Source organism: Alkalihalobacillus phoenicis, assembly GCF_047302405.1.
Lineage (GTDB): Bacteria > Bacillota > Bacilli > Bacillales > Bacillaceae_D > Alkalihalobacillus.
The window spans coordinates 2,144,723-2,169,302 of the sequence record NZ_CP154853.1; the positions used below are offsets into that span (position 1 = coordinate 2,144,723).

General features: G+C 39.0%; 20 protein-coding genes. All 20 read right to left on the bottom strand.

The annotated features are described in order from the left end of the window. Positions 1-19: 19 nt before the first annotated feature. The 20 genes from dapG to AA0017_RS10265 all read right to left on the bottom strand — a co-directional run bounded on the left by dapG (position 20) and on the right by AA0017_RS10265 (position 24,488). On the bottom strand, positions 20-1,237 hold the full coding sequence (dapG, locus tag AA0017_RS10170) for an aspartate kinase (protein WP_413381510.1): 1,218 nt from the start codon (positions 1,235-1,237) through the stop codon (positions 20-22). A 16-nt stretch (positions 1,238-1,253) separates the two neighbouring features. Next, complete coding sequence (asd, locus tag AA0017_RS10175; RefSeq protein WP_413381512.1) at positions 1,254-2,300, bottom strand: aspartate-semialdehyde dehydrogenase; 1,047 nt, start codon at positions 2,298-2,300, stop codon at positions 1,254-1,256. Positions 2,301-2,445: 145 nt separating this feature from the next. After that, positions 2,446-3,039 (bottom strand): dipicolinate synthase subunit B, encoded by a 594-nt coding sequence (gene dpaB, locus AA0017_RS10180; RefSeq protein WP_413381514.1) that lies wholly within the window; start codon positions 3,037-3,039, stop codon positions 2,446-2,448. A 406-nt stretch (positions 3,040-3,445) separates the two neighbouring features. Beyond that, positions 3,446-4,321, bottom strand: a complete 876-nt coding sequence (gene dpaA, locus AA0017_RS10185) for a dipicolinic acid synthetase subunit A (protein ID WP_413381516.1) — start codon at positions 4,319-4,321, stop codon at positions 3,446-3,448. Between the two features lie 227 nt (positions 4,322-4,548). After that, positions 4,549-4,791: a YlmC/YmxH family sporulation protein gene (locus AA0017_RS10190; protein ID WP_004428445.1), complete on the bottom strand. Its 243-nt coding sequence runs from the start codon at positions 4,789-4,791 to the stop codon at positions 4,549-4,551. Between the two features lie 382 nt (positions 4,792-5,173). Beyond that, on the bottom strand, positions 5,174-6,415 hold the full coding sequence (locus tag AA0017_RS10195) for a M16 family metallopeptidase (RefSeq protein ID WP_413381519.1): 1,242 nt from the start codon (positions 6,413-6,415) through the stop codon (positions 5,174-5,176). Between the two features lie 12 nt (positions 6,416-6,427). Next, entirely contained in the window at positions 6,428-7,411 is a 984-nt protein-coding gene (locus tag AA0017_RS10200; RefSeq protein WP_413382545.1) for a polysaccharide deacetylase family protein, read from the bottom strand. 369 nt (positions 7,412-7,780) lie between these two features. After that, positions 7,781-9,907 carry a polyribonucleotide nucleotidyltransferase gene (pnp, locus tag AA0017_RS10205; protein WP_413381521.1) on the bottom strand — a complete coding sequence of 709 codons (2,127 nt, stop codon included), beginning with the start codon at positions 9,905-9,907 and terminating at the stop codon, positions 7,781-7,783. A gap of 184 nt (positions 9,908-10,091) precedes the next feature. Next, on the bottom strand, positions 10,092-10,361 hold the full coding sequence (rpsO, locus tag AA0017_RS10210) for a 30S ribosomal protein S15 (RefSeq protein ID WP_004428454.1): 270 nt from the start codon (positions 10,359-10,361) through the stop codon (positions 10,092-10,094). Positions 10,362-10,473: 112 nt separating this feature from the next. Continuing rightward, a complete protein-coding gene (gene ribF, locus AA0017_RS10215; protein WP_413381524.1) occupies positions 10,474-11,430 on the bottom strand; it encodes a riboflavin biosynthesis protein RibF in 957 nt (318 codons plus the stop codon). 26 nt (positions 11,431-11,456) lie between these two features. Beyond that, positions 11,457-12,383, bottom strand: a complete 927-nt coding sequence (truB, locus tag AA0017_RS10220; protein ID WP_413381526.1) for a tRNA pseudouridine(55) synthase TruB — start codon at positions 12,381-12,383, stop codon at positions 11,457-11,459. Between the two features lie 75 nt (positions 12,384-12,458). Then, positions 12,459-12,818 carry a 30S ribosome-binding factor RbfA gene (gene rbfA, locus AA0017_RS10225; RefSeq protein ID WP_004428461.1) on the bottom strand — a complete coding sequence of 120 codons (360 nt, stop codon included), beginning with the start codon at positions 12,816-12,818 and terminating at the stop codon, positions 12,459-12,461. Between the two features lie 34 nt (positions 12,819-12,852). Further along, on the bottom strand, positions 12,853-13,134 hold the full coding sequence (locus AA0017_RS10230) for a DUF503 domain-containing protein (RefSeq protein WP_413381528.1): 282 nt from the start codon (positions 13,132-13,134) through the stop codon (positions 12,853-12,855). Continuing rightward, the gene (gene infB / locus AA0017_RS10235; RefSeq protein WP_413381530.1) at positions 13,131-15,257 is read right to left on the bottom strand and encodes a translation initiation factor IF-2; all 2,127 of its coding nucleotides are present in this window, start codon (positions 15,255-15,257) and stop codon (positions 13,131-13,133) included. Before infB ends, AA0017_RS10230 begins: the two co-directional genes overlap by 4 nt. Positions 15,258-15,272: 15 nt before the next feature. Next, the gene (locus tag AA0017_RS10240; RefSeq protein ID WP_413381532.1) at positions 15,273-15,584 is read right to left on the bottom strand and encodes a YlxQ family RNA-binding protein; all 312 of its coding nucleotides are present in this window, start codon (positions 15,582-15,584) and stop codon (positions 15,273-15,275) included. Beyond that, positions 15,581-15,856, bottom strand: coding sequence for an RNase P modulator RnpM (gene rnpM, locus AA0017_RS10245; RefSeq protein ID WP_413381534.1), 276 nt, complete (start codon positions 15,854-15,856; stop codon positions 15,581-15,583). Before rnpM ends, AA0017_RS10240 begins: the two co-directional genes overlap by 4 nt. A 21-nt stretch (positions 15,857-15,877) precedes the next feature. After that, the gene (gene nusA / locus AA0017_RS10250) at positions 15,878-17,026 is read right to left on the bottom strand and encodes a transcription termination factor NusA (protein ID WP_413381536.1); all 1,149 of its coding nucleotides are present in this window, start codon (positions 17,024-17,026) and stop codon (positions 15,878-15,880) included. Between the two features lie 92 nt (positions 17,027-17,118). Beyond that, positions 17,119-17,589, bottom strand: coding sequence for a ribosome maturation factor RimP (gene rimP, locus AA0017_RS10255; RefSeq protein ID WP_413381537.1), 471 nt, complete (start codon positions 17,587-17,589; stop codon positions 17,119-17,121). A 254-nt stretch (positions 17,590-17,843) separates the two neighbouring features. Beyond that, positions 17,844-22,148, bottom strand: a complete 4,305-nt coding sequence (locus tag AA0017_RS10260) for a PolC-type DNA polymerase III (protein WP_413381539.1) — start codon at positions 22,146-22,148, stop codon at positions 17,844-17,846. Positions 22,149-22,775: 627 nt separating this feature from the next. Then, positions 22,776-24,488 carry a proline--tRNA ligase gene (locus AA0017_RS10265; protein ID WP_413381541.1) on the bottom strand — a complete coding sequence of 571 codons (1,713 nt, stop codon included), beginning with the start codon at positions 24,486-24,488 and terminating at the stop codon, positions 22,776-22,778. Positions 24,489-24,580 lie beyond the last annotated feature (92 nt).

The following is a 24,580-nucleotide window of genomic DNA, read 5'->3' on the forward strand; positions in this document are numbered from 1 at the left end:
ACAATATGAATCGGTGCTTTTATTCGTCTGATTCAATTAAATGAAACATATGATGAAGGGCATTAACCGCCTTGACTAAATCCTCACCTTTGACTAAAACCCAAATCGTCGTATGGGAGTCAGCCGATTGCAAAATTTGAATATTTTCTCTCGATAAAGCTCCGACAATTTTCGCTGTGACTCCAGGTACTCCTGTCATTCCAGCCCCAACTGCCGAGACTTTAGCACAATTGCTTTGCACTTCTGGCTCATACCCCATCGTTTGTAAAACGTCGATCGCTCGTTCAGCAACTTCATCTAAGACCGTATAAACAACACCGCGTGGATTGATGTTAATAAAGTCGACGCTGATTTTTTCATTCGCCATCGCTTTAAAAACCTTTTCCTGCAAATCATATTGCCCATCTTGTGCAAATACTTTGATTTGCGTTACATTTGATAAATGGGCGATACCAGTGATGATTCGTTCTTTTACATCTTGAGTGGCATCTTCATTTAACGAAGAAGTAATTAAAGTGCCACGCTCTTCTGACAAGGTCGAACGAATACGAATCGGGATTTTCGCTTGCATCGCGATTTCCACCGCACGAGGGTGAATCACTTTCGCTCCTTGATAGGCCATATTACAAATTTCCGTATACGTCATAACATCTAACGCTCGAGCTTCTTTAACAATTCTCGGATCAGCGGTCATAACTCCTTCTACATCGGTAAAAATATCGACCCATTCCGCTTGAACGGCGGCACCAAGAGCCGTAGCCGATGTATCACTCCCGCCTCGACCTAATGTTGCTAGCTCACCATTTTTTGATTGCCCTTGGAAACCAGCCACAACGACAACATCAAAGTCGGCAAGGAGCGTCTTCAAATGCTCGGATCTCATATCCGTAATTTTTGCTTGCGTAAAATCTTCGTTCGTTCTAAATCCAGCTTGAGCACCTGTTAATGCTCTTGCTTTTAGACCTTTTTTCAATAATACTTCTGTAAAAACAACAGAGGAAATAACTTCACCACATGAGACAAGTAAATCTTGCTCACGCTTAGGCATAATCGTTCGATCCATTAACCCAAGCAGGGTGTCTGTTGCATAAGGCTGACCAGCTCTGCCCATCGCGGAAACAACCACAATTACTTTATAGCCATCCTCGCTTGCACGCATCACATGACCAGCGGCAAGTTCCCTTACTTCCTCGTCTTTAACTGATGTTCCACCAAACTTTTGAACAATGATTTTCATAATACACCACTCTTATTTATCCTAGTAAATTTAATTTAATTAAACTTTCAGCAATTTGAACTGAATTCCATGCAGCACCTTTTAGTAGATTATCTGAAACGATCCACATATGATATCCATTATCACGGTCTAAATCACGACGAATTCTTCCGACAAACACATCGTTTTTGCCTACAGCAGTAGAGGCCATTGGGTAAATTTGATTGTCTGGATCATCTTGTAATGTAACACCCGGTGATGAGGCTAATAACTCCTTAATTTCTGAAACAGACGCTCCACCTTTATCTGTTTCAATATAAACAGACTCCGAATGCCCTGTTTCCACTGGTAAACGTACACAAGTAGCCGCGACTTCAAGTTCTGCCATATGCATAATCTTTTTCGTTTCGTTTATCATTTTCATTTCTTCAAATGTATAACCATTTTCTTGGAAAAGATCAATTTGTGGAACGGCATTAAAGGCAATTTGATAGTGCTTTTTATCCCCACTACAAGGTAGGACTTCTGCCTTCACTTCTTCTCCATTTAAAATCGCTGCTGTTTGTTGTTTCATTTCTTCAATCGCTTCTAAACCAGCTCCAGATACGGCTTGGTACGTCGATACAACGACTTTTTTCAAACCATATTTTTCACGTAATGGTTCAAGAGCAACAACCATTTGAATCGTTGAGCAGTTTGGATTTGCAATGATGCCCTTATGTTCTTTTAAGTCCGCTTCATTTACTTCTGGTACGACTAACGGCACTTCTGGGTCCATACGATATGCACTCGTATTATCCACGACAATCGCTCCACGTTTCACTGCTTCTGGTGCTAGTTTTTTCGATACTGAACCACCTGCACTAAATAAAGCGACTTGCACTCCTTCAAAAGAATCTGGTGTTGCTTCTTCAACTGTATACTCTTCACCTTTAAAAGTAATTTTTGTTCCAGCCGATCGCTTTGAAGAAAGTAATTTTAATTGACCAATTGGAAAATCTCTCTCTTCTAAAGTTTTTAAGATTTGTTGACCTACTGCTCCTGTTGCTCCTACTACGGCTACGCTGTAACTTACATTTTGCATGAATACTGTCTCCCTTCAGTTTTCAAAAAAAATTAACAAATGGTCAGCCTATCCAATTACGATCTTTTTATTTTGGCTGTTTGATTACTCTATTAAACTTTAAGGGAAAACAAGCATTAATGCAACTGTTGCCAAAAAGAATCAATTAATCTTTGTATTTTTCAATAAGCACTGGTTGATATTGTTTTCCCTCAATCGCCGCTTCAACCGTCTCAACAAGTGAATCCATACGAGCGACAAGCGAATTCGGTTTAAGAACAGGATCATCTTGACCAAATGGAATAAAGTAAATATTTTTCGTTGCCATCAATCTCATAATATTGATGCCATTTAAACCTAATGCATCATTTGTTGAGATTCCAAGTACGACAGGGTTTCCATTTCTTAAAGTTGCTTTAGCTCCCATTAAAACAGGAGAATCCGTTAAAGCATTCGCAAACTTGCTCGTCGAATTTCCAGTGATTGGAGCAATAATCATACAATCTAATGGGGTCTTAGGACCGAATGGCTCTGCCTTTACAATCGAATTGACAATCGGTTCATTCGTTATCTCTTTAATTTTCCTTAACCAATCTAAGCTATCTCCAAACTTCGTGTCCGTTGATTCAACAGTATAGGTAATAAATGGGGTAACTTTGGCCCCTAAGCTAACTAACTTTTCCATTTGTGGAAGAACGGCATCATACGTACAATGAGATCCCGTTAAACCAAATCCAATATGCTTCCCTTCCAACAACATAATAAACCTCCTTAAAATATAAAGCGGAGTCCGTTTGGGCAGAAGTGAGAAAAAATAAGAACAGCTGATGAAGACGCTTTTTGTCTTCACTCAGATGGGCGATTTTTCTCGAACTTCTAACGGACACAGCTAGATTGATAAAGCGGAGTCCCTTTGCTCAGAAGCGAGATGAGTGCAGTTGGTTTACTGCGCCAGCGGAATGCCCTACGCGTTCCGCGGGTGAGTCGAGAGCCTCCTCGTGTAACACTGCGGGGTCTCTCGTCCCTCACTAATCCCGCAGGAGTCTCCGGGCATTCCGCTGTCTTCGTTTTGGTTAACTAAAGGCCATTCGTTTCAACTTAAAAGTGAACATTTCCATTAATTTTTCTCGAGCTTCTAACGGACGCAGCTAGAATAATAACCATACCTACTGTTCCAACAATAATTCAGTTAGAACATTTGCCAATATTTTTCCGGCTGTTTTAGGAGCGACAATTCCCGGAAGTCCTGGGACTAATTGAGCTCTTATTCCTCTTTTTTCAGCATAATCAAAATCGGTTCCACCCGGTTTTGAAGCTAAATCAATAATCAAGGAATGAGTCGGTATTTTGGCGATTACTTTTTCTGTTAAGACGAGGGCTGGGATCGTATTAACAAAAATATCAACATCAGAACATTGGTTTTCTAGTTCAGATAATGGAATTGGGGTTAAACCCATCTCTGTCACTCTCGCTAAAAGTTCATTTTCTCTAGCCGCTACCTTTACCTTAGCTCCAATAGCTGAAAAAGTTCTAGCAATCGTCATCCCTGTTCGACCGAGTCCTAAAACGACTATATTTGCATTATGAAGGGTGATATCTGTATGCTGAATCGCAATCATCACCGCTCCTTCAGCTGTAGGAATCGAATTGTAAATCGCAACGTCATCTCGTTCCATCAGTTTAATTAATTTACGATTTGATTTTTTGATCACATCATTTAAATAATCAGTGCTAATGCCACTATATACGACACAATGTTTAGGTGTTTGGTTTAAATGTTTGGCGCTAAGTATTACTTTTTCATTAGAAAAGATCGTTTCAACCGCTCCCTCATGATCAGTTCCACTAACAGGAAGAATAAGGGCATCTACTTTTTTCCAATCTAATTCATCCATAACTGCTTTGGAAGCACCGATAAAGCCATCATCTAGCTGTTCAAAACCGACTAATGAAATACGGGCATGAACTTGAGAAAGCTTTCTTATAATTTCAAGTTGCCGTGCATCGCCGCCAATGATGACAATATGTTTTCCTTCAAGCATCTTAAATCGGTCTCCTTTCCTATCAATTTCTAATCTCTTTTGTCTATAAATAATGAAGCGATTAGGGATGAACGAAAGTGCTTCAACATAGCATATGTCTATAAATTCATGGTGGTGAATACAATAGCCCACTTCAAAAAATTAGAAAAAAGCCTATTCCTCCTTAAGTTAAAGAAGAATAGGCTTTTACAATTATTGAACATTTTTTATTAATATAGAGCTGGCAATTACTCCATTCGTTCTAAATCAATAATAATCATATCTTGACCGATTTTTTTTATTTGCTGCCAATAAACAGTCACTTCATGTTCCTTTTTCCCAAAACCAAACCATTTCATCGTCGGAATCATAAAAGCATGGATGTCCCCCGTCTCTTCATCAATTAACAAATCCGTTTGACCTAAAATGCCTAATCGTTCACCACGCTGAAAGTCGATGATTTCTTTGTTGCTCATTTCACTTAGACGCATAAACTCACCTCGGTTGTCTAAATTAGTTGTCCTTAATTCAATTTATGAGAAAAAAATTAAAAAAAGACCTCCCACATGAAGGAGGCCACTGAAAAATTAAAGTTAGTTTGGATGATTTGGATTACTCCGCCAGCTGCATACCCACAGCAATAGCGGGTGAACCGGGAGCCTCCTCGCGACTAATCGCTGCGGGGTCTCCCGTGTTTCACTTCTCCCGCAGGAGTCTCCGGGTATTACGCTGGCTCCGTTTTGGATCATGAAAAACAGCTTGAACCCATGAGCGATTATCTACTTGGAAATCTAATTTCTAAGAAAAAGCTGATGTTGAAACTTTTTCAGTGGCCTCCACATCAAGTAGGAGGTTCAACTAGTAAAAAAATCGTTATCCTTGCAAGGCTTCCGGCATCTCACCAGTTGCATTAATAAGAGAAATGGACGGATTACTCGTCAAAATTAATTTGGCAATCTTATTCACTTCATCTAACTGTACATCATTAATTTCTTGAATAATTTCATCTAAATTACGATGTTGTTTTAATAATAGTTCATTTTTCCCATTACGACTCATCCGACTATTTGTGCTTTCAAGACTTAACATTAAGTTTCCTTTTAATTGCTCTTTTCCATTTGCAAGTTCTTTTTCCGTCATCCCTTTTTCAGCAAGGTGAGCGGTTGTCATGTTAACAGCTTCAATTAATTCATCAAGCTGCTTATGAGCCGTTCCCGCATAAATCGTTAACATCCCACTATCTTGATACGAGGAATGGTAAGAGAAAACAGAATAACATAATCCTCTTTGCTCACGGATTTCTTGGAAAAGGCGACTACTCATACTACCTCCAAGCAAATTGTTTAATAAGACAAGCCCGTAAACATCTTTATGCCCAATTTCTAGTCCAGGATATCCTAAACATAAATGAGCTTGCTCGGTTTCTTTTTTCCGAATAATTTTTTCTGGAATAAAGACAGGGGCTTCACGCTTTAATTCATACGTTGTCGGTTTAACCGCTGAAAAAACCTCTTTAATTTGTTCAATAATTTCATCCGTAATGTTACCAGCGATCGATACAACGACATAATCACCTGTATAAAAACGGTCCATATAATCACGAAGATGTTCTGCGGTAAACGTTTCAAGCGTCTCAACCGTTCCTAAAATCGGATAGCTTAAAGAATGTTTACCATAGCTCGCCTCACTTAATAAATCATGAACGATGTCATCCGGTGTATCATCGACCATTTTAATTTCTTCTAATACGACGTTTCTTTCTTTAGCAAGCTCCGTATTTTCAAAAAGAGAATTAAAAAACATATCCGATAAAATATCAATCGCTATTTTTGTATGTTCATCTAATACTTTTGCGTAATAACAAGTATACTCTTTTGAAGTGAAGGCATTAACTTGACCTCCGATTCGATCAAATGTCTCGGCAATTTGGCCAGCTGTCCTTGTTTTAGTCCCTTTAAAAAACATGTGCTCTAAAAAATGCGAAATTCCATTTTCCTGTTTCTGTTCATTTCTTGATCCAGTTCCAATCCAAACACCCATTGAAACCGAACGCACATGTGGAATTGATTCTGCTAATATTCTGACCCCATTATCTAATTCTATCTTTTGGATCACTCTATTACCCCCTTAGTCCTGTTTAAGGGTTACACCAATATTTAATCGTTTTTCATCCATTAAGTCTGTCACCGTTCCAATTTGATAGTTCTTTTCCTTTATTCCGATGATCATTTGTTCCAAACCTTTTGTCGACGCCTCTGTTGGATGCATTAAAATCATCGCTCCATTATGAACTTTGCCGAGTACTCTTTCGCTCATTTCATTAGGGTTAGGGTTTCGCCAATCGATTGTATCAACCGACCATAAGATTGTCTGCATATCTAAATTAGCTGCACGGTCGACAACAGTTTGATTAAAACTTCCACTAGGAGGAGCAAACCATTTTGGTGTAACATTTAAAGTTGCTTCAATCACATCATTTGTTTTCTGTAATTCCTCATCAATCCTTTGTTGTGTTAATGAATTCATATCTGGGTGAGAATAAGCATGGCTTCCAATTTCATGTCCTTCTTCATAAATCATTAAAGCGATTTGCGGATTATTTTTCACCCAAGATCCATCCAGAAAAAAGGTTGATTTGATTGAATGTTTATTTAGTGTTTTTAATATCTCTGGAATATATTCATTACCCCAGGCAACATTTATTAAGAATGATACCATCGGCTTTTCTTCATTGCCGCGGTATATCGGTTGTGGCTCTAAATCCACTAAATGAACGGATGGAGAGATTTCATTAAAAACGAGCCGATTTTCATCAAATAGACCTATCTTCTTCATCTTATCATAGGACGCTTCTACGTCAACCTTTAAGCCATTATAACCAGGAACCGCCTTCCATACACGATCAACCCTTGCATCTATAGGTACCACATTATACGACTCTGCCTTCGATTCTATCTCTTGCAAAAGCGAATCAGACGGAGCCATGACCATTAAACTATCCTCTTTCAAAGATTCAATATATTTCAATGAAAAAGGATTGTGAACCGCCGAAAATGATAAAAAAAGAATTCCGACAAAAAAAATCGCATGAATAATATACTTTTTCACGATCACTCCCCCTTACTCTCAACCTATGAAGATGAAGGACAGGTTAGAACTAAGGAGTGGACATGTTTATTATATAGAGAGATGTTAGCTTTTCACTTTTCGCGTCGTATTCCTTCTTTTATGACGGGCTCGCTCTCCTTTTTTTCACTTTTCGCGTCGTATCTCTTCTTTTACGACGGGCTCGCTCTCCTTTTTTTCACTTTCCGCGTCGTATCTCTTCTTTTACGACGCTCTCGCTCTCCTTTTTTCACTTTTCGCGTCGCAACCTCACTTTTACAACGTGCTCGCTCTTCCTTTTTCAACTTTTACGTCGCCATTGGTAGTCGATAACGTAAAATGAAAAAAATGAGACTGGATTCCCCAGCCCCATTGTTATTTTTGATCTTGTTGCTCTTTTTGTTCTTTTTCTTCTTTTAAAATCACTTTTCTTGATAAGTTAACTCTGCCTTGATTGTCGATTTCCGTGACACGGACTAAAATCTCATCGCCAATTTGAACGACATCTTCCACTTTGTTAATTCTCTCTTCTGCTAGTTGAGAAATGTGAACGAGTCCATCTTTTCCTTTAAATAACTCTACAAAAGCACCGAACTTTTCAATTCGTTTTACTTTCCCAAGAAAAGTTTGACCAATCTCGACTTCGCGTACAATATCTTCAATAATGGAGCGTGCTTTTTTGTTCATTTCACTATCGACAGAGGAAATATAAACTGTACCATCTTGTTCGATATCAATTTTAACGCCTGTTTCTTCTATGATTTTATTAATCATTTTTCCACTTGGCCCAATGACATCACGAATCTTATCAGGGTTAATTTTCATTGTCATAATTTTTGGAGCAAATTCGGACAGCTCTGTACGAGATTCCGCAATTGTAGCTAGCATACTATCTAGAATAATCATTCGCCCTCTTTTGGCTTGATCTAAGGCTTCTTCTAAAATTTCACGGTTAATACCAGAAATTTTAATATCCATTTGTAGTGCAGTTACTCCCTTTTTCGTTCCAGCGACTTTAAAGTCCATATCTCCAAGAGCATCTTCCATCCCTTGAATATCCGTTAACACACTAATATGCTCATCTTGTTTCACAAGACCCATTGCAATACCAGCAACTGGTGCTTTAATTGGTACGCCGGCATCCATCATCGCGAGCGTACTTGCACAAATACTCGCTTGTGAAGTTGAACCGTTTGATTCTAACACTTCTGATACAAGACGGATTGTATAAGGGAAATCATTTTCATCTGGAATAACTGGGTCAAGTGCACGTTCACCTAAAGCTCCGTGTCCAATCTCACGACGACCTGGTCCACGAATTGGGCCTGTTTCCCCAACACTAAATTGCGGGAAGTTGTAATGATGCATAAAACGTTTTGATTCTTCAATTCCTAAACCATCTAAAATTTGAACATCACCGAGAGCCCCTAATGTACAAATGCTTAGTGCTTGTGTTTGACCACGAGTGAACAAACCAGAGCCATGGGTTCTTGGCAATAATTTCACTTGCGAAGAAAGCGGACGAATTTCATCGATAGCACGCCCATCAGGTCTTACCTTTTCAACGGTAATTAACCGGCGAACTTCTTCTTTGACAAGCTTTTTTAACATTTCTTTGACATCGCTGATTTTAATGTTCTCATCATCACGCTCTTCAAACTTTGTCACCGTTGCTTCAATAACAGTGTCAATGGCTGCTTGTCTTGCATGTTTTTCTTGGACTTGAACAGCTTGTTTCATATCTGCTTCAGCGATTTCTCTTACTTCCTGAGCAAGTTCAGGAGCAATTTGTTTTAAGATAACATCTTGTTTCTCTTTTGCGATTTGATGAACGATCTCTTCTTGGAAAGCAATAAGACGTTTAATCTCATCATGTCCGAACATAATCGCTTCAAGCATGACCTCTTCTGGCACTTCATTTGCACCAGCTTCAACCATGTTAATCGCATCCTTCGTCCCAGCTACGACCAAGTTAAGGTCACTATTATCTAATTGCTCAGGCGTAGGATTAATGATAAATTGGCCTTCAGAATCACGACCAACTGTCACTCCAGCAATCGGACCATCAAATGGGATATCTGAGATAGAAAGAGCTAATGAAGAGCCGAACATTGCGGCCATTTCAGATGAACAATTTTGCTCAACACTCATCACGATACTAATGACTTGCACTTCATTTCTAAATCCATCTGGGAATAAAGGACGAATCGGTCTATCGATTAAACGACTTGCTAAAATCGCTTTTTCACTTGGACGACCCTCTCTTTTGATAAACCCACCAGGAATCTTACCAGCAGCATATAATCGTTCTTCATAGTTAACGGTTAATGGGAAGAAGCTAACATCTTTCGGTTCCTTTGATGCCGTAGCTGTACTTAAAACAGCTGTATCCCCATAACGAACAAGGACGGCGCCGTTTGCTTGTTTAGCGAGTTGACCTGCTTCAATTGAAAGCGTTCGACCGGCCCATTCCATTGTAAATACTTGTCTTTCCTGTTCCATTACGCGCGTACTCCTCTCGTACACAAAAATAATCAATCTGTTCTTATTATTGCCTATTTAACAAAAAAATAAAAGGATAAGTTCCTAATATGTATAAATCTTCTGCCTGAAAGCATCCTTACTAATCAATAAATGTCCTTAAAGAGAGAAAAAAGCGGGAATCCTCCCGCTTTCTACTTAAAAACTATCGGCGTAAGCCAAGCTTATCAACTAGATTACGGTAACGAGTTACATCTTTGTTACGTAAATAAGTTAACAAGTTACGACGTTGACCTACCATTTTTAAAAGACCACGACGTGAATGGTGATCCTTTTTATGAGTACGTAAATGCTCATTCAATGTGTTGATCTGCTCAGTAAGGATAGCGACTTGAACCTCTGGAGAACCAGTGTCCGTATCATGCACTTTAAACTCAGCGATTAATTCATTCTTGCGCTCTTGTGTTAATGCCATCCTGTTCACCTCCCTTTCATAATCTCCAATCCCTAGCAATCGTCGGTGAAATCGTATTGCCAAGAAAAGGATTAGTACTTAACGTACATTGTTTACTATACATCGGTTTTTGTCAGAATGCAAGCTGATTCTCAGCAAAATACGTAATAGCTGTTTGTTTATCTGCTTCAATTTGGGTGACTAAGTCATTAAAGTCAGCAAATTTCTTTTCAGGACGAATTCTGAAAATCCACTCCACTTCTAACTCTTCCCCATACAAATCGCCCTTAAATTGCAAGAGATGAACTTCGATAATCGGCTCTGGTTTTTGCGTCTCATTAAAGGTTGGAGCATAGCCGAGATTACAAACGCCAAAATATTGCGATTGCCCATGGGTAACCCTTACTCCGTAAACCCCTGTTCTTGGAGTCACATAACGTTTCTCCATCTGAATATTGGCCGTTGGAAACCCGAGCTTCCGTCCCCTTTTATCGCCGTCAATCACAACACCTTTTATTTTATAATAACGATTTAGGTCATTCGGAATTTCCTCAACTTCACCTCGCTCCAACAATTCACGAATATGGCTTGAGCTCACTTTTAAATTTCCGTATTCAAACTTAGGAACAATCGTTTGTGAAAACTGACCTTTTGCATGTTCAGGTAAAGATTCCATATTCCCTCGGCCTAACGCACCGTATGTAAAATCAAAGCCAGCAACCGCATGTTTAACATTTAAGCCGCTTAAATACTGCTCTACAAATTGTTCCGGTGATAATTTGGCAAACTCTTCGGTGAAAGAAATAATATAGATTCGCTCCACCCCTAACTTCTCCATATAAGTTAGCTTATCTTCTAAAGGAGTCAAGTATCTCATCGGTTCAGATGATTTCCCAAGCACTTCTTTTGGATGAGGGTGAAAGGTCATCACCGTTAATTGTAAATGATCCTCAATCGCTTTGGCTGCGGCGGCTTTAATGACCTCTTGATGTCCTTTATGTACACCATCAAAATAACCTAATGCCATAACGTTAGGTTTTGTTTCGATTTTTTTTGGATTGATAGGGTGTCTTAAATAAATCGTTTCCATCTTCGGTCCCCCTTAAAACTATACTTTTATTCGTCAAGACTTGTCCAAATCATTTTTTCTGGTTTGATTAATCCAGCTTTTGTCGGATGTTGCTTGTAAATCGCTAAACATTGACCTTCTTTATTATAGAACGTAAATCTATTTTCATCTATAAATTTATCTTGGGGTAAGACCGAGCCTACTTTTATTTTTGCTTCCAATTCATCGTTGACGGTGTACTTTGGAATATGGGCAATCGCTATTTCTAACGGCTTTAATTGCTGACATCTTTCTTCAATTGATTCCATTTGTTCAAGTTCTTCAAAGGAAAGGCAATCTTCTAAAGTAAAAGGACCAGATGATACTCGTTGTAGTTTGGACATATGGGCTGGAAATCCGAGCTTTTTCCCAATATCGACTGCGAGCGTTCGAACGTAAGTCCCTTTCGAACACTTTACAAATAGTCGAAAACTAAAAGTCTGCTTTTCCTGATTCCAAAGAACATCTCCGAGCCGGTTTATTTCTTCAATCGTCACAATACGACTTGGACGCTCCACCGTTTCCCCTTTTCTAGCGTAATCATACAATCGTCTTCCGTTTACTCTGACAGCTGAATACATCGGTGGCGTTTGGTTCATTTCACCTAAAAAAGAGGCTATGACCTCGTCAATCTCTTGTGAAGGTATTGAATTTGTGACCGCTTTTTCTTCAATGATTTCTCCTGTTTGATCCTCTGTCGTTGTGGCATACCCTATCGTCACTTCTGCTTCATAGGCTTTAGCATAATCGGACATATATTGGGCGACTTTAGTTGCTTTTCCAATACAAATCGGTAATACACCTGTTACAGCTGGATCAAGAGTTCCTGTATGGCCAATTTTTTTTGTTTGAAATAATTTTCTTAATTTCGCAACACAATCATGGGATGTCATGCCAGCCGGTTTATATAATGATAAGACGCCAGCTTTATTCATAATATTCACTCACCTTAAACCCAATTTTAATTAAAGAAAGGATAGTGAACCCTTATGGCCCCTATCCTTTCCGGTTTATTCTCCTGTTTTTGGCTCTTGATTGATTTTACTTAATAATGATTCAATTCGATTTCCATATTCAATCGACTGATCAAATTCAAAAATGAGCTCAGGTGTTTTACGTAAACGAATTCGTTTCCCAATTTCACTCCGCATAAAGCCTTTTGCTTTTGAAAGACCGAGTAGGGTTGCTTCCTTTTGCTCATCACTACCTAAAACCGTAATGTAGACTTTCGCCTGTTGCAGGTCTCCTGTTACATCAACACCCGTTACTGTAACAAAGCTTATCCTTGGGTCCTTTAATTCACGCATAATAATATCGCTTAATTCTTTTTTCATTTGCTCACCTACACGGTGTGCACGAACATTACTCATAGTTGTTCACCTCTGGAAAATCTCTAAATTCTACTTATAACCATTCATAATCTGTTAACGTACGCTCCGCTCGCTCTTCACTATCGATAAGAGCGAGGGCACGCTGTAATTCTTTTTCACAAATGGTTCTTGTGTTTCCGACCGTTACAATGGACAATTCAGCTCGTTGCCAAACGTCTTGAAAATCGGTTTCCGCAACAGAAAGGTTAAACCTTTGTTTCAAACGAGTTTGAACGCTTTTGAGAACAGAGCGTTTTTCTTTTAATGAGTGGACATTATAGATGAGGAGTTCACACCGAACGGAGCCGATGATCATTTACGCTCAATTTCCTCCATAATATAAGCTTCAATAATGTCGCCTTCTTTTACATCATTAAAGTTCTCAAGCGTAATTCCACATTCATAACCTGCTGCTACTTCTTTAGCATCATCTTTAAAACGTTTCAGAGCATTAATCGCTCCTTCATAAATAACAACGCCATCACGAATTAAACGAACAGTTGAATCACGTGAAATCTTTCCTTCTGTTACATAAGATCCAGCAATTGTACCAATTTTTGATACTTTAAATGTCGTACGGATTTCCACTTGACCGATGACTTTCTCTTGGAATTCAGGATCAAGCATCCCTTTCATTGCTGCTTCAATTTCATCAATCGCATTATAAATAACACGGTGTAAACGAATGTCTACTTTTTCTGATTCAGCAACACGTTTTGCATTCACATCTGGACGAACACTAAAACCAATCACAATCGCATTTGAAGCAGAAGCCAAAATAATGTCTGACTCTGTAATCGCTCCAACACCAGTATGGATGATGTTAACCTTGACACCAGCTACATCAATCTTCTCAAGTGATCCTCTCATTGCTTCCACAGAACCTTGAACATCGGCTTTAATAATGATGTTAATATCTTTAACATCACCTTGCTGGATTTGATTAAAGAGGTCATCTAAACTAACGCGAGAGTTTTCCGAACGGTTCTCCTCACGTTGACGAGAAGAACGAGCCTCCCCAATTTGACGAGCTTTTTTCTCATCAGCAAATACTTGGAATTGATCACCAGCTAGTGGTACATCATTTAGACCCGTAATTTCAACAGGAGTTGATGGACCTACACGTTTCACACGACGACCTAAATCGTTAACCATGGCACGAACACGCCCAAATGAACTACCGACAACAATTGGGTCTCCGACATTTAATGAACCATTTTGGACGAGCAATGTCGCCACAGCTCCACGCCCTTTATCAAGCTCAGCTTCAATCACGGTTCCTTTGGCTTTAATCGTTGAATCTGCTTTTAATTCAGCTACTTCAGAAACAAGAAGAATCATTTCTAATAACTCATCAATTCCCGTTCCTGATAAGGCTGAAACATTAACAAAAATCGTGTCTCCTCCCCATGCTTCTGGAACGAGTTCAAATTCAGTTAACTCTTGCATGACTCGATCGGGATTGGCTGCTTCTTTATCGATTTTGTTAACCGCGACAATAATCGGTACTCCTGCTGCTTTCGCATGGCTAATCGCTTCTTTTGTTTGCGGCATAACACCATCATCAGCTGCGACAACTAAAATCGTAATATCTGTTACTTGAGCACCACGTGCACGCATTGTTGTAAAGGCCGCGTGTCCAGGAGTATCTAAGAACGTAATTTTTTTACCATCTGTTTCGATTTGGTAAGCACCGATATGCTGAGTAATACCACCAGCTTCGCCTTCTGTTACCTTCGTTTGACGAATCGAATCAAGTAAAGTTGTTTTTCCGTGGTCAACGTGTCCCATGATCGTTACAACTGGTGGACGTTCAGAAAGATTTTCTTCATTGACAACTTCCACATACTCTTCAAAGTCAATCTCATCAATGATGATCTCTTCTTCTACTTCGACACCATAGTCACCGGCAATCAATTCAATCGTATCTTTATCGAGTTCTTGATTAATCGTTGACATCACGCCTAAAAACATCAACTTCTTGATCAGTTCAGATGGCTCCTTATGAAGAAGTTTCGCAAGCTCACCAACTGTTAAAGAGCCAGAGTACGTAATTTTTTCTGGTAATGGCTTTGGTTTAGGTGGTGTATGGTTTTGCTGAGTTTGATTTCGTTTATTTGGTCCTTTGTTTGAACGATTTTGTGGACCTTTTCCTTGCTTTGGTTTGTTCTTATGATTTCTATTTTGCGGTGATTGATTATTTGATTGGTTCGGCTTATTCGTACGGTTTTGATTTTGATTTTGTGCTTTGTTATCTTTTGGCGCATCTGTTGCAGGCTTTTTCTGCTTAGAATCCCCGTCTAATAAAGCCACCATTTTATCATCAATAACAGACATATGGTTTGTTACATCCATATTTAAAGACTTTAATTTGTCAATCACATCTTTACTCGATACATTTTTTTCTTTTGCATATTCGTAGATTCTCATTTTTTTCATATACGTCCTCCACATTCATTGGTCAATGAATGCAGTCATTTTTTTGGCAAAACCGCTATCCTTAATCCCGATGACGACTCTTTCAGCCTTACCGATGGCATGGCCTAGAGTTTCGCGATCCGCTACGAGGCGGACCGTTACATTATAATGACTACATTTGTCCAAAATTTTTTTCTTTGTATTTTCTGAGGCATCTTGAGAAAGAAGTACAAGTTGCACCGACTGGGCTCGCACTTCCTTTGTGACAAGCTCCTCTCCAGTCACAATTTGTCTTGCTCTTGCTGCAAGTCCTAATAAGGATAACCACTTAGAATCGTTTAGGCTCATTTTTTGCTTCCACGCTCTCTTGCAAGCTCTAATTCATCATATATTTCTGGACTAACTTTTACTTGTAATTGCTTTGAAAGAACATCCTTCTTTTTCGCCAATTCAAAACATTCTTTACTGTTGCTAAGATAGGCTCCTCGTCCATTCTTTTTCCCACTAAGGTCTACAGATACTTCTCCTTCAGGGGAACGAACGACGCGGATTAACTCTTGTTTTGGTTTCATTTCATTCGTGACAACACATTTACGAAGTGGAACTTTACGCTTTTTCATTTGGCCCCATCTCCCTTATTTTTAATCAAGCTTGGAATCTGAATCAACAGAATAAGCTGCTTCTGCTTCATCATAAGATTCTTCGTTGATTAAATCATCGTTTTCGAGCAAGTCTGTTTCTGTTAATAAGCCTAATTCTTTTGCTTCTGACTCACTCTTAATGTCAATTTTCCAACCTGTTAGCTTGGCGGCAAGTCTGGCGTTTTGGCCTCGTTTACCGATCGCTAATGAAAGTTGATAATCAGGTACAATGACTTGGGTCATCTTCTCTTCTTCATTGACATTCACTTGAACGACTTTTGAAGGGCTTAAAGCATTGGCCACATACTCAACTGGGTCTTCTGACCAGCGAACGATATCAATTTTTTCCCCTTTTAACTCGTTGACAATCGTTTGGACACGCCCACCTTTTGGCCCAACACAGGCACCTACTGGGTCTACTTCTGGATTATCTGCATGAACCGCAATTTTAGAACGATCTCCTGCTTCACGAGAAACTGATTTAATCTCGACTGTTCCATCATAAATCTCTGGTACTTCAAGTTCAAATAAACGTTTAAGAAGGCCAGGGTGTGTTCTAGAGATTAAAATTTGCGGACCCTTTGTCGTTTTTTCCACTTTTGTAATATACGCTTTTATTCGATCATTATGAGCATAGGTTTCATTCGGCATCTGTTCATTCACCGGCAATAAAGCCTCTACTTTTCCTAAGTCGACATAAATAAAACGGTGGTCTTGTCGTTGAACAATTCCTGTCATAATGTCTTCTTCACGATCGATAAAGTCCGCATAAATAATACCACGTTCCGCTTCTCGAACACGTTGTGTAACAACTTGTTTAGCGGTTTGAGCTGCGATGCGACCAAAATCTTTTGGGGTTACTTCAATTTCAACAATATCATCCACTTCATAACTTGGGTGAATTTTTTTCGCTTCGTCTAAAGCGATTTCTAACCTTGCATCAAAAACTTCCTCAACGACCGTTTTTCTTGCAAATACGCGGATACGCCCATTATCACGGTCAACATCAACACGAACATTTTGAGCAGAATTGAAGTTTCGCTTATAACCGGAAATTAATGCTGCTTCAATCGCTTCAATAATAACTTCCTTGCCAATCCCCTTTTCTTTTTCTAATGTTGTTAATGCATCCATAAATTCACTATTCATGGATTTCATTTCCCCCTTTCAAATAATCAAAATCTAAACTTCTTCTTTAAATTTCTTTTCGAAAAAGACGATCTTCATTTTTCATCTTGTCATTATAATTTGATTGCCAGCCTAACTTTTGCTACTTTTTCATAAGGAATTTCAATTATTTTTTTACGTGTTTTAATTTTCATTTCTACTGATAAGTTTTCCCCATCAAATGAAAGTAAATCACCTTCAAAAACTTTTTGACCATCGAGCATTTCATAAGTGGAAACATGAATGTATTTACCAACGGCTTTTTCAAGATCCTGTTTTGTTTTTAGTGGACGTTCAGCTCCGGGGGAAGATACTTCCAAAAAATAAGCTTGTTCAATCGGATCAGTTTCGTCTAGAACCTCACTCAATTTTTCACTAACAGCACTACAATCCTCTAAATCAACACCTGTTTCAGAATCTATAAAAACACGCAAAAACCAATTGGGTCCTTCTTTTTTAAACTCCACTTCAACTAACTCTAAGTTTAAGTCTTCTAAGATAGGACTTACAAGTTCAGCAACAACATCTGTTACTTTGTTACTCACATCAAACCCTCCTTCTAAATCACAATCAACATTCATAGCTCAAAAGGTGGGTTGCGTAACGTTAAAACATAACTTCCTCCGTAATAGAAACCCTACCAATTCTAACGTTTAGTTCTTGAACACTTAAAAATTGCCCCCAACCAACAACGAAAGAGTGGGTTTCCCCACTCTTTCTCGGACCGTTATTCTAAGTATTACCATTATCAGAATATCATAATCCTTATCGGTTTGCAACTTGACACGGCTAGTACCTCTTAGAATAAAGACAACTGATTAGAATCAGGTAAGCCTTCTAAACAACCATGATCATCTAAACTCTCTAAAACGGTTTTTGTTAACTTACTTCTTTGTTGCAAATCTTCTTTTGATAAAAACTCTCGATCTTGTCTCGCCTTGACAATATTAAGGGCCGCATTCGTCCCAACACCTGTCATCGCATTAAAAGGTGGTAAAAGTTCCTTTCCATCGACGATAAATTCCGTTGCACTTGAGCGATAAAGCTCCACCTTTTTAAAAGAATAACCCCGCTCGACCATTTCTAAGGCAAGTTCTAAGACGGTTAATACGGCTTTTTCTTTTGGAGCAGCATCCAAACCTTTTTGATTAATTTCCTCAATTTTTGCTTTGATTGCGGCTGCACCTTTAATCATCGTATCCAAATCAAAGTCATCCGCACGAACGGTAAAATAAGATGCATAGTATAAAATCGGATGATGAACTTTAAAATAAGCAATCCGAACAGCCATTAATACGTAGGCGGCGGCATGGGCCTTCGGGAACATATATTTAATCTTCAAACACGAACCAATATACCAATCTGGCACATTATTTTCTTTCATGGATTCAATCCACTCAGGCTGAAGCCCCTTTCCTTTACGGACAGACTCCATAATTTTAAAAGCCAATGAAGGTTCAAGCCCTTTATAAATTAAATAAACCATAATATCATCACGACAACCAATTACATCCTTCAGTTCACATGTCCCATTATAAATAAGCTCATTGGCATTATTTAACCAAACATCTGTCCCATGTGAAAGTCCTGAAATCTGCACGAGCTCTGAAAATGTACTCGGCTTCGTTTCTTCTAACATTTGTCGTACAAATCGCGTTCCAAACTCTGGAATCCCGAGAGTTCCCGTTTTACATAAAATTTGCTCTTCCGTTACCCCTAACACTTCTGGCCCACTAAAAATCTTCATGACTTCAGGATCATCTGTTGGGATCGTCTTAGGATCGATGCCACTTAAATCTTGAAGCATCCGAATAACGGTCGGATCATCGTGTCCGAGAATATCAAGCTTTAATAAGTTATCGTGGATGGAATGGAAATCAAAATGGGTTGTTTTCCATTCTGCTTTTTGATCGTCAGCTGGGAATTGGATCGGGCAAAAATCATGGATGTCCATATAATCTGGAACAACAATAATCCCGCCTGGATGTTGCCCAGTTGTCCTTTTCACCCCAGTACAACCCGAAACCAATCGGTCAATCTCCGCTCCACGCATATGGAGGTCATGATCACCTTGATATCCCTTTACATAGCCGTAAGCGGTTTTTTCAGCAACTGTGCCAATCGTCCCGGCACGATAAACATATTCTTCACCAAAAAGCTCTTTTGTATAATGGTGAGCTCTTGGCTGATACGCACCTGAGAAGTTCAAATCAATATCCGGTACTTTATCTCCCTTAAAACCTAAAAACGTTTCAAACGGAATATCTTGTCCATCTTTGACATAAGCCGTCCCGCACTCAGGGCAATCTTTATCAGGTAAATCATATCCAGAACCAACCGACCCATCATTAAAAAAGTATGAATGATGGCAATTTGGACAGACATAATGTGGCGGTAATGGATTAACTTCAGTTATTTCTGTCATCGTCGCAACAAATGAGGAACCAACTGAACCACGAGAACCTACAAGATATCCATCAATTAATGATTTCTTGACGAGCTTATGTGAGATTAAATAAATGACGGCAAACCCATGACCGATAATACTTTTTAATTCCTTTTCAATTCGTGCTTCAACGATTTCCGGCAATTCTTCCCCATAAATCATTCTCGCTCTGTCATAACTCATTTGTCTGACTTCATCATCCGCCCCTTCAATTTTAGGTGTATATAATTCATCAGGGATCGGATGAATCTCTTCAATTTGCTCTGCCAGTTGATTCGGTGTTTCAATCACAATTTTTTTGGCGATATCATTGCCTAAAAATTGAAATTCTTGGACCATTTCATCAGTTGTTCGGAAATGAACCTGTGGCAAAGTTTGTTTATTAAGCGGGTTGGCTCCCCCTTGAGAAGCGATTAAAATTTTACGATAAATATAATCCTCTTCATCTAAATAATGAACATTTCCTGTTGCAACAACTGGTTTATTTAACTTTTCTCCGAGCTTCACAATGTTTTGAACAATCTCACGTAACGATGATTCATTTTTGACGAGTTCTCTTTCGATTAAGTGACGGTAGTTGCCGAGTGGCTGTACTTCTAAATAATCGTAAAAGCGTGCAATTTCCTCCACTTCATCTGGTGATTTTTGCATCATCCCTTCAAAAACCTCACCTTTATCACAGGCTGAACCAATTAGTAAACCTTTTCTCAGCTTTTGCAATTGGGAACGAGGAATTCTCGGCGTTCGGAAATAATAGTTGACATGGGACATAGTAACGAGCTGATAGAGATTTTTTAGCCCTTCTTGCGTTTCTGCTAAAATAATACAATGGGAAGGGCGTTGACGATGGAAATTCCCTTGCCCCATATGTTCATTAAGTTGATTATGTTTAACAATCTCTTTCTCAACTGCATCACGAACCATTTTCCATAAAAGATATCCTGTCGCTTCTGCATCATAAATCGCACGGTGATGACTAACAAGTTCAATATCGAATTTTTTACATAACGTATTTAAACGGTGATTTTTTAACTCTGGGTATAGGAACCGTCCGAGCTCAAGTGTATCGATGACCGGGTTGGTGGCTTCCGGTAGTCCACTTTTTTGGTAACCGACATTTAAAAAACCCATATCAAAGCTTGCGTTATGAGCGACGAGTACTGCCTCTCCAACCCATGCTTTAAATTTCTTTAGAACATCCTCTATTTCAGGTGCTCCTTTGACCATATCATCCGTAATCCCTGTTAATTCAATGATCGTATTCGTTAAAGGTTCATGTGGGTCAGCAAATGATTCAAATCGATCGATAATCTCTCCATTTTTCACTTTAACGGCGGCTAGCTCAATGATTGTATTGTAAACAGCCGATAAACCGGTCGTTTCAACGTCAAAAACGACATATTCAGCATCATATAGTTCTAAATCATGTTCGTTATAGGCAATAGGTACACCGTCATCAACTAGATTTGCTTCTAAGCCGTAGAGAATTTTGACTCCGTTCTTTTTTCCAGATGAATAGGCTTCTGGGAAGGATTGAACGACCCCATGATCGGTGATCGCAATCGCTTTATGGCCCCACTTCGCCGCTTGTTCTACATACCGACCTGCTGAGACGATTCCATCCATTTGACTCATTGTCGTATGTAAATGTAACTCCACTCGTTTTTGACCGTCTTCCCCTTGGTCTACTCTTTCAATTGGGCTCACTTCATTAATATCATTGGCGATCATAACTAAATCCCGAACAAACGTATCCATTTGAATACCACCACGAACTTTAAGCCACATTCCTTTTTTTACAGATTGTAATAACGGAATATCTTCTTTATCTCGTGAGAAAATTTTAATTAAAATGGAATCCGTATAATCGGTTATTTTAAAAGTAAGTAATGTACGTCCACTACGAAGTTCACGTGTTTCAGCAGCAAAGACATACCCTTGAACAGTCACACGACGCTCTTCATCCATAATCGATTCAAGTGGGATCGGTTCATCTTTAATCGGATATCCGAGTGTAAGCGCTTGTCCTTTAAGCTGATTCTCTGTTTCTTTTTCTTGTTTTTTCTTCTCAAGGATCGCCTCGACAACTTTAGAGTGATCTTCTTGTTCTCTTTGTTCAATAAATCGTTCAAATTCTTTTTTGGATTCATTAATATGAGCATCAATGGTCACTTGAGGTAGCGAAAGTTGCTCTAATGCTTCACGTAGAGGTTCATTTAATTTCCTTTTTAATGCAACAGCCTCTGTTTCATTTCTCACGGTGATGACTAATCGTTTCCCATCAAATTTTGGTATTTGGTTTTGTAAAAGTTCTCTTAAACCATTTGAAATGTTTTGTAGTCTCTCAACGATGAGTGGCCAGTAACCGCTCCACTCTTTATCAGCTAATTCGACTTGATCATATTGAATGGAAAATGAAACGGTGGCAATATTTTGAAACGTATCGACTAATCGTCCCGCAAGAATTTGATACACATTTGCTGGTATTAATGAAGGAATATGAAAAAGAAAATGCCATTTTTTTTGTTCACGAAAAATCGATAGTTTTTGAATTTGCCCGTCTTTAAAATACATCTCAACTAACTGCTCAGGCAATTGAATTTGTTGCAATAATAATTGAAATCGTTCTTTCCTTATTTGTCCGTCTGCTTGTACCATTGTTCTTCTCCCTTCTTCCATTTCATAAGGGTTTTTTGGTATTGGTTGTTATCATTTGATTTGCGTTGTTATCATTTGATTTGCGTTCTAATCATATTTACAGCGATTAAGTATCAGCATGAACCACCTTACTAACGAAGCCACTGTCAAATGATTTACTCGTTAATATATGGTTATATTAGTTAGTTTACTCCACCAGCTCCATACCCTACGCGTTCCGCGGGTGAACCGGGAGCCTCCTCGCTTTGCTGCGGGGTCTCCCGTGTTTCACTTCTCCCGCAGGAGTCTCCGGGTATTACGCTGGCTCCGTTTTGGTTAATGAAAAATAATTTTGGATTAAGTTACTTCTCCTTTAATCATAGAACCCTTCTTTTTCAATGGCCTTAGATTAGACTAGGGGACGACCCAGCATTTTTACAAGGAGCCTCCACTGTCGCCCTCGGAAAGCGTAATGTCTCCAGGGAGGAAGCCAAAACTAGGCATTGGACAGCGGCTATATCCTACAACAGGAAGTCTTCAGCTGTTCCACGAGCTTGGGCAATGCTTAGTAACCGTCTTTTAGAAAAGAGAGGGTATCTCAGAATCGTGAGATACCCTTCTCATATTTACATAAAATCAATGACTATTTTAGGCTTGACCTTTTAATTCTAACACTTTATTGGAAATAAGCTCTTCAATCTCAGGAATAGCCACTTCGACCATTTCACCTGATTTCCTCATTTTTAGCTCGACGATTCCTTCAGAGGCACGTTTGCCAACCGCAATTCGGATTGGTAAACCAATTAAGTCAGAGTCTTTAAATTTGACTCCTGCTCTTTCTGGACGGTCATCGTATAATACTTCATAGCCTTTGCTTTGAAGTAAAGTGTACAAATGATCGGCTAATTCTTTTTGTTCAGCATTTTTACTGTTCATAGCGAGTAAATGGATTTGGAATGGTGCCACCTCGTATGGCCAAATGATCCCATTCTCATCATGATGTTGCTCAATAATAGCGGCAACCGTACGAGATACACCGATACCATAACAACCCATTAGGATCGGTTTAGATTTACCATTTTCATCAAGTACATTTGCTCCCATACTTTCAGAATAAAAGGTTCCTAGTTTAAAGACTTGGCCAACTTCAATTCCTTGAGCAAATTGAATTGTTCCCTTACCATCTGGTGAAGGCTCTCCTTCTTGAATAAAACGGAGATCAGCATATTGGCTCACTTGATAATCACGCTCTGCATTAACCCCAGTATAATGAGCTTCTTTTTCATTTGCTCCACAAACACTATTTGCCATTGCTTTTACTGCATAATCCGCCACAACTTTTACATTTGCACCAACTGGCCCAATAGTACCAGCAGCTACCCCCATTACTTGTTCAACTTCGGCATCTGATGCAAAACGTATATCTTTTGCTTCTAAAGCATGCTTCAATTTAACTTCATTTAATTCGTGATCGCCACGAATGAGCACTAAAATCATTTCATCATCGACTTTAACAAGCAATGATTTAATAACCGATTTTGTTTCCACTTTTAATTCACTTACTACTTCCTCAATTGTTTTCGCTTCTCCTGTCTGAACCTTCACAAGCTCAACCATTTCAGCTACACTTGTAGGCTCTTCCACTTTAACTGCAGCCATTTCAATGTTGGCCGCATAATCCGAAGAATCTGAGTAGGCGATCGTATCTTCACCGACATCAGCAAGAGCCATAAACTCATGTGTATCTTTTCCACCCATTGCTCCAGAATCAGCAATTACTGGTCGAAAGCTTAGACCCACTCTCGTAAAGACATTTGAATAAGCGTCATACATCGCTTGATACTCTTCATCAAGCGATTCACTCGTTGCATGAAAAGAGTAAGCATCTTTCATAATAAATTCTCGACCTCTTAATAATCCGAAACGAGGTCTTCTTTCATCACGAAATTTCGTTTGAATTTGATAAAGATTGATCGGTAGTTTTTTATACGACTGAATATAGTCTCGTACAATGGATGTAATCACTTCTTCATGTGTTGGACCAAGAGCAAAGTCACGATTATGACGGTCTTGTAAACGAATGAGTTCTCCACCCATTTTGTCCCAACGTCCTGTTTCTTGCCAAAGTTCTGAAGGGTGTAGAGTAGGCATTGTTAACTCTTGTGCCCCCGTTTTATTCATTTCTTCTCGAACAACATTTTCTACCTTTTGAATCACTCGCTTTGCTAAAGGTAAATAAGCATAGACCCCAGCTGCAATTTGTTTCATCATTCCAGCTCGAAGCATTAATTGATGGCTTTTCACTTCAGCATCAGATGGAACATCCCTTAAAGTTGGCAATAAAAATGATGATTGTTTCATAAACAAAGTCCTTTCTAACCGTAAACTTTATCTTAATGTATAGCTATTTGTCTTCTTCAATATATTAATCTCTGTCAATAGCGGACAGGAGA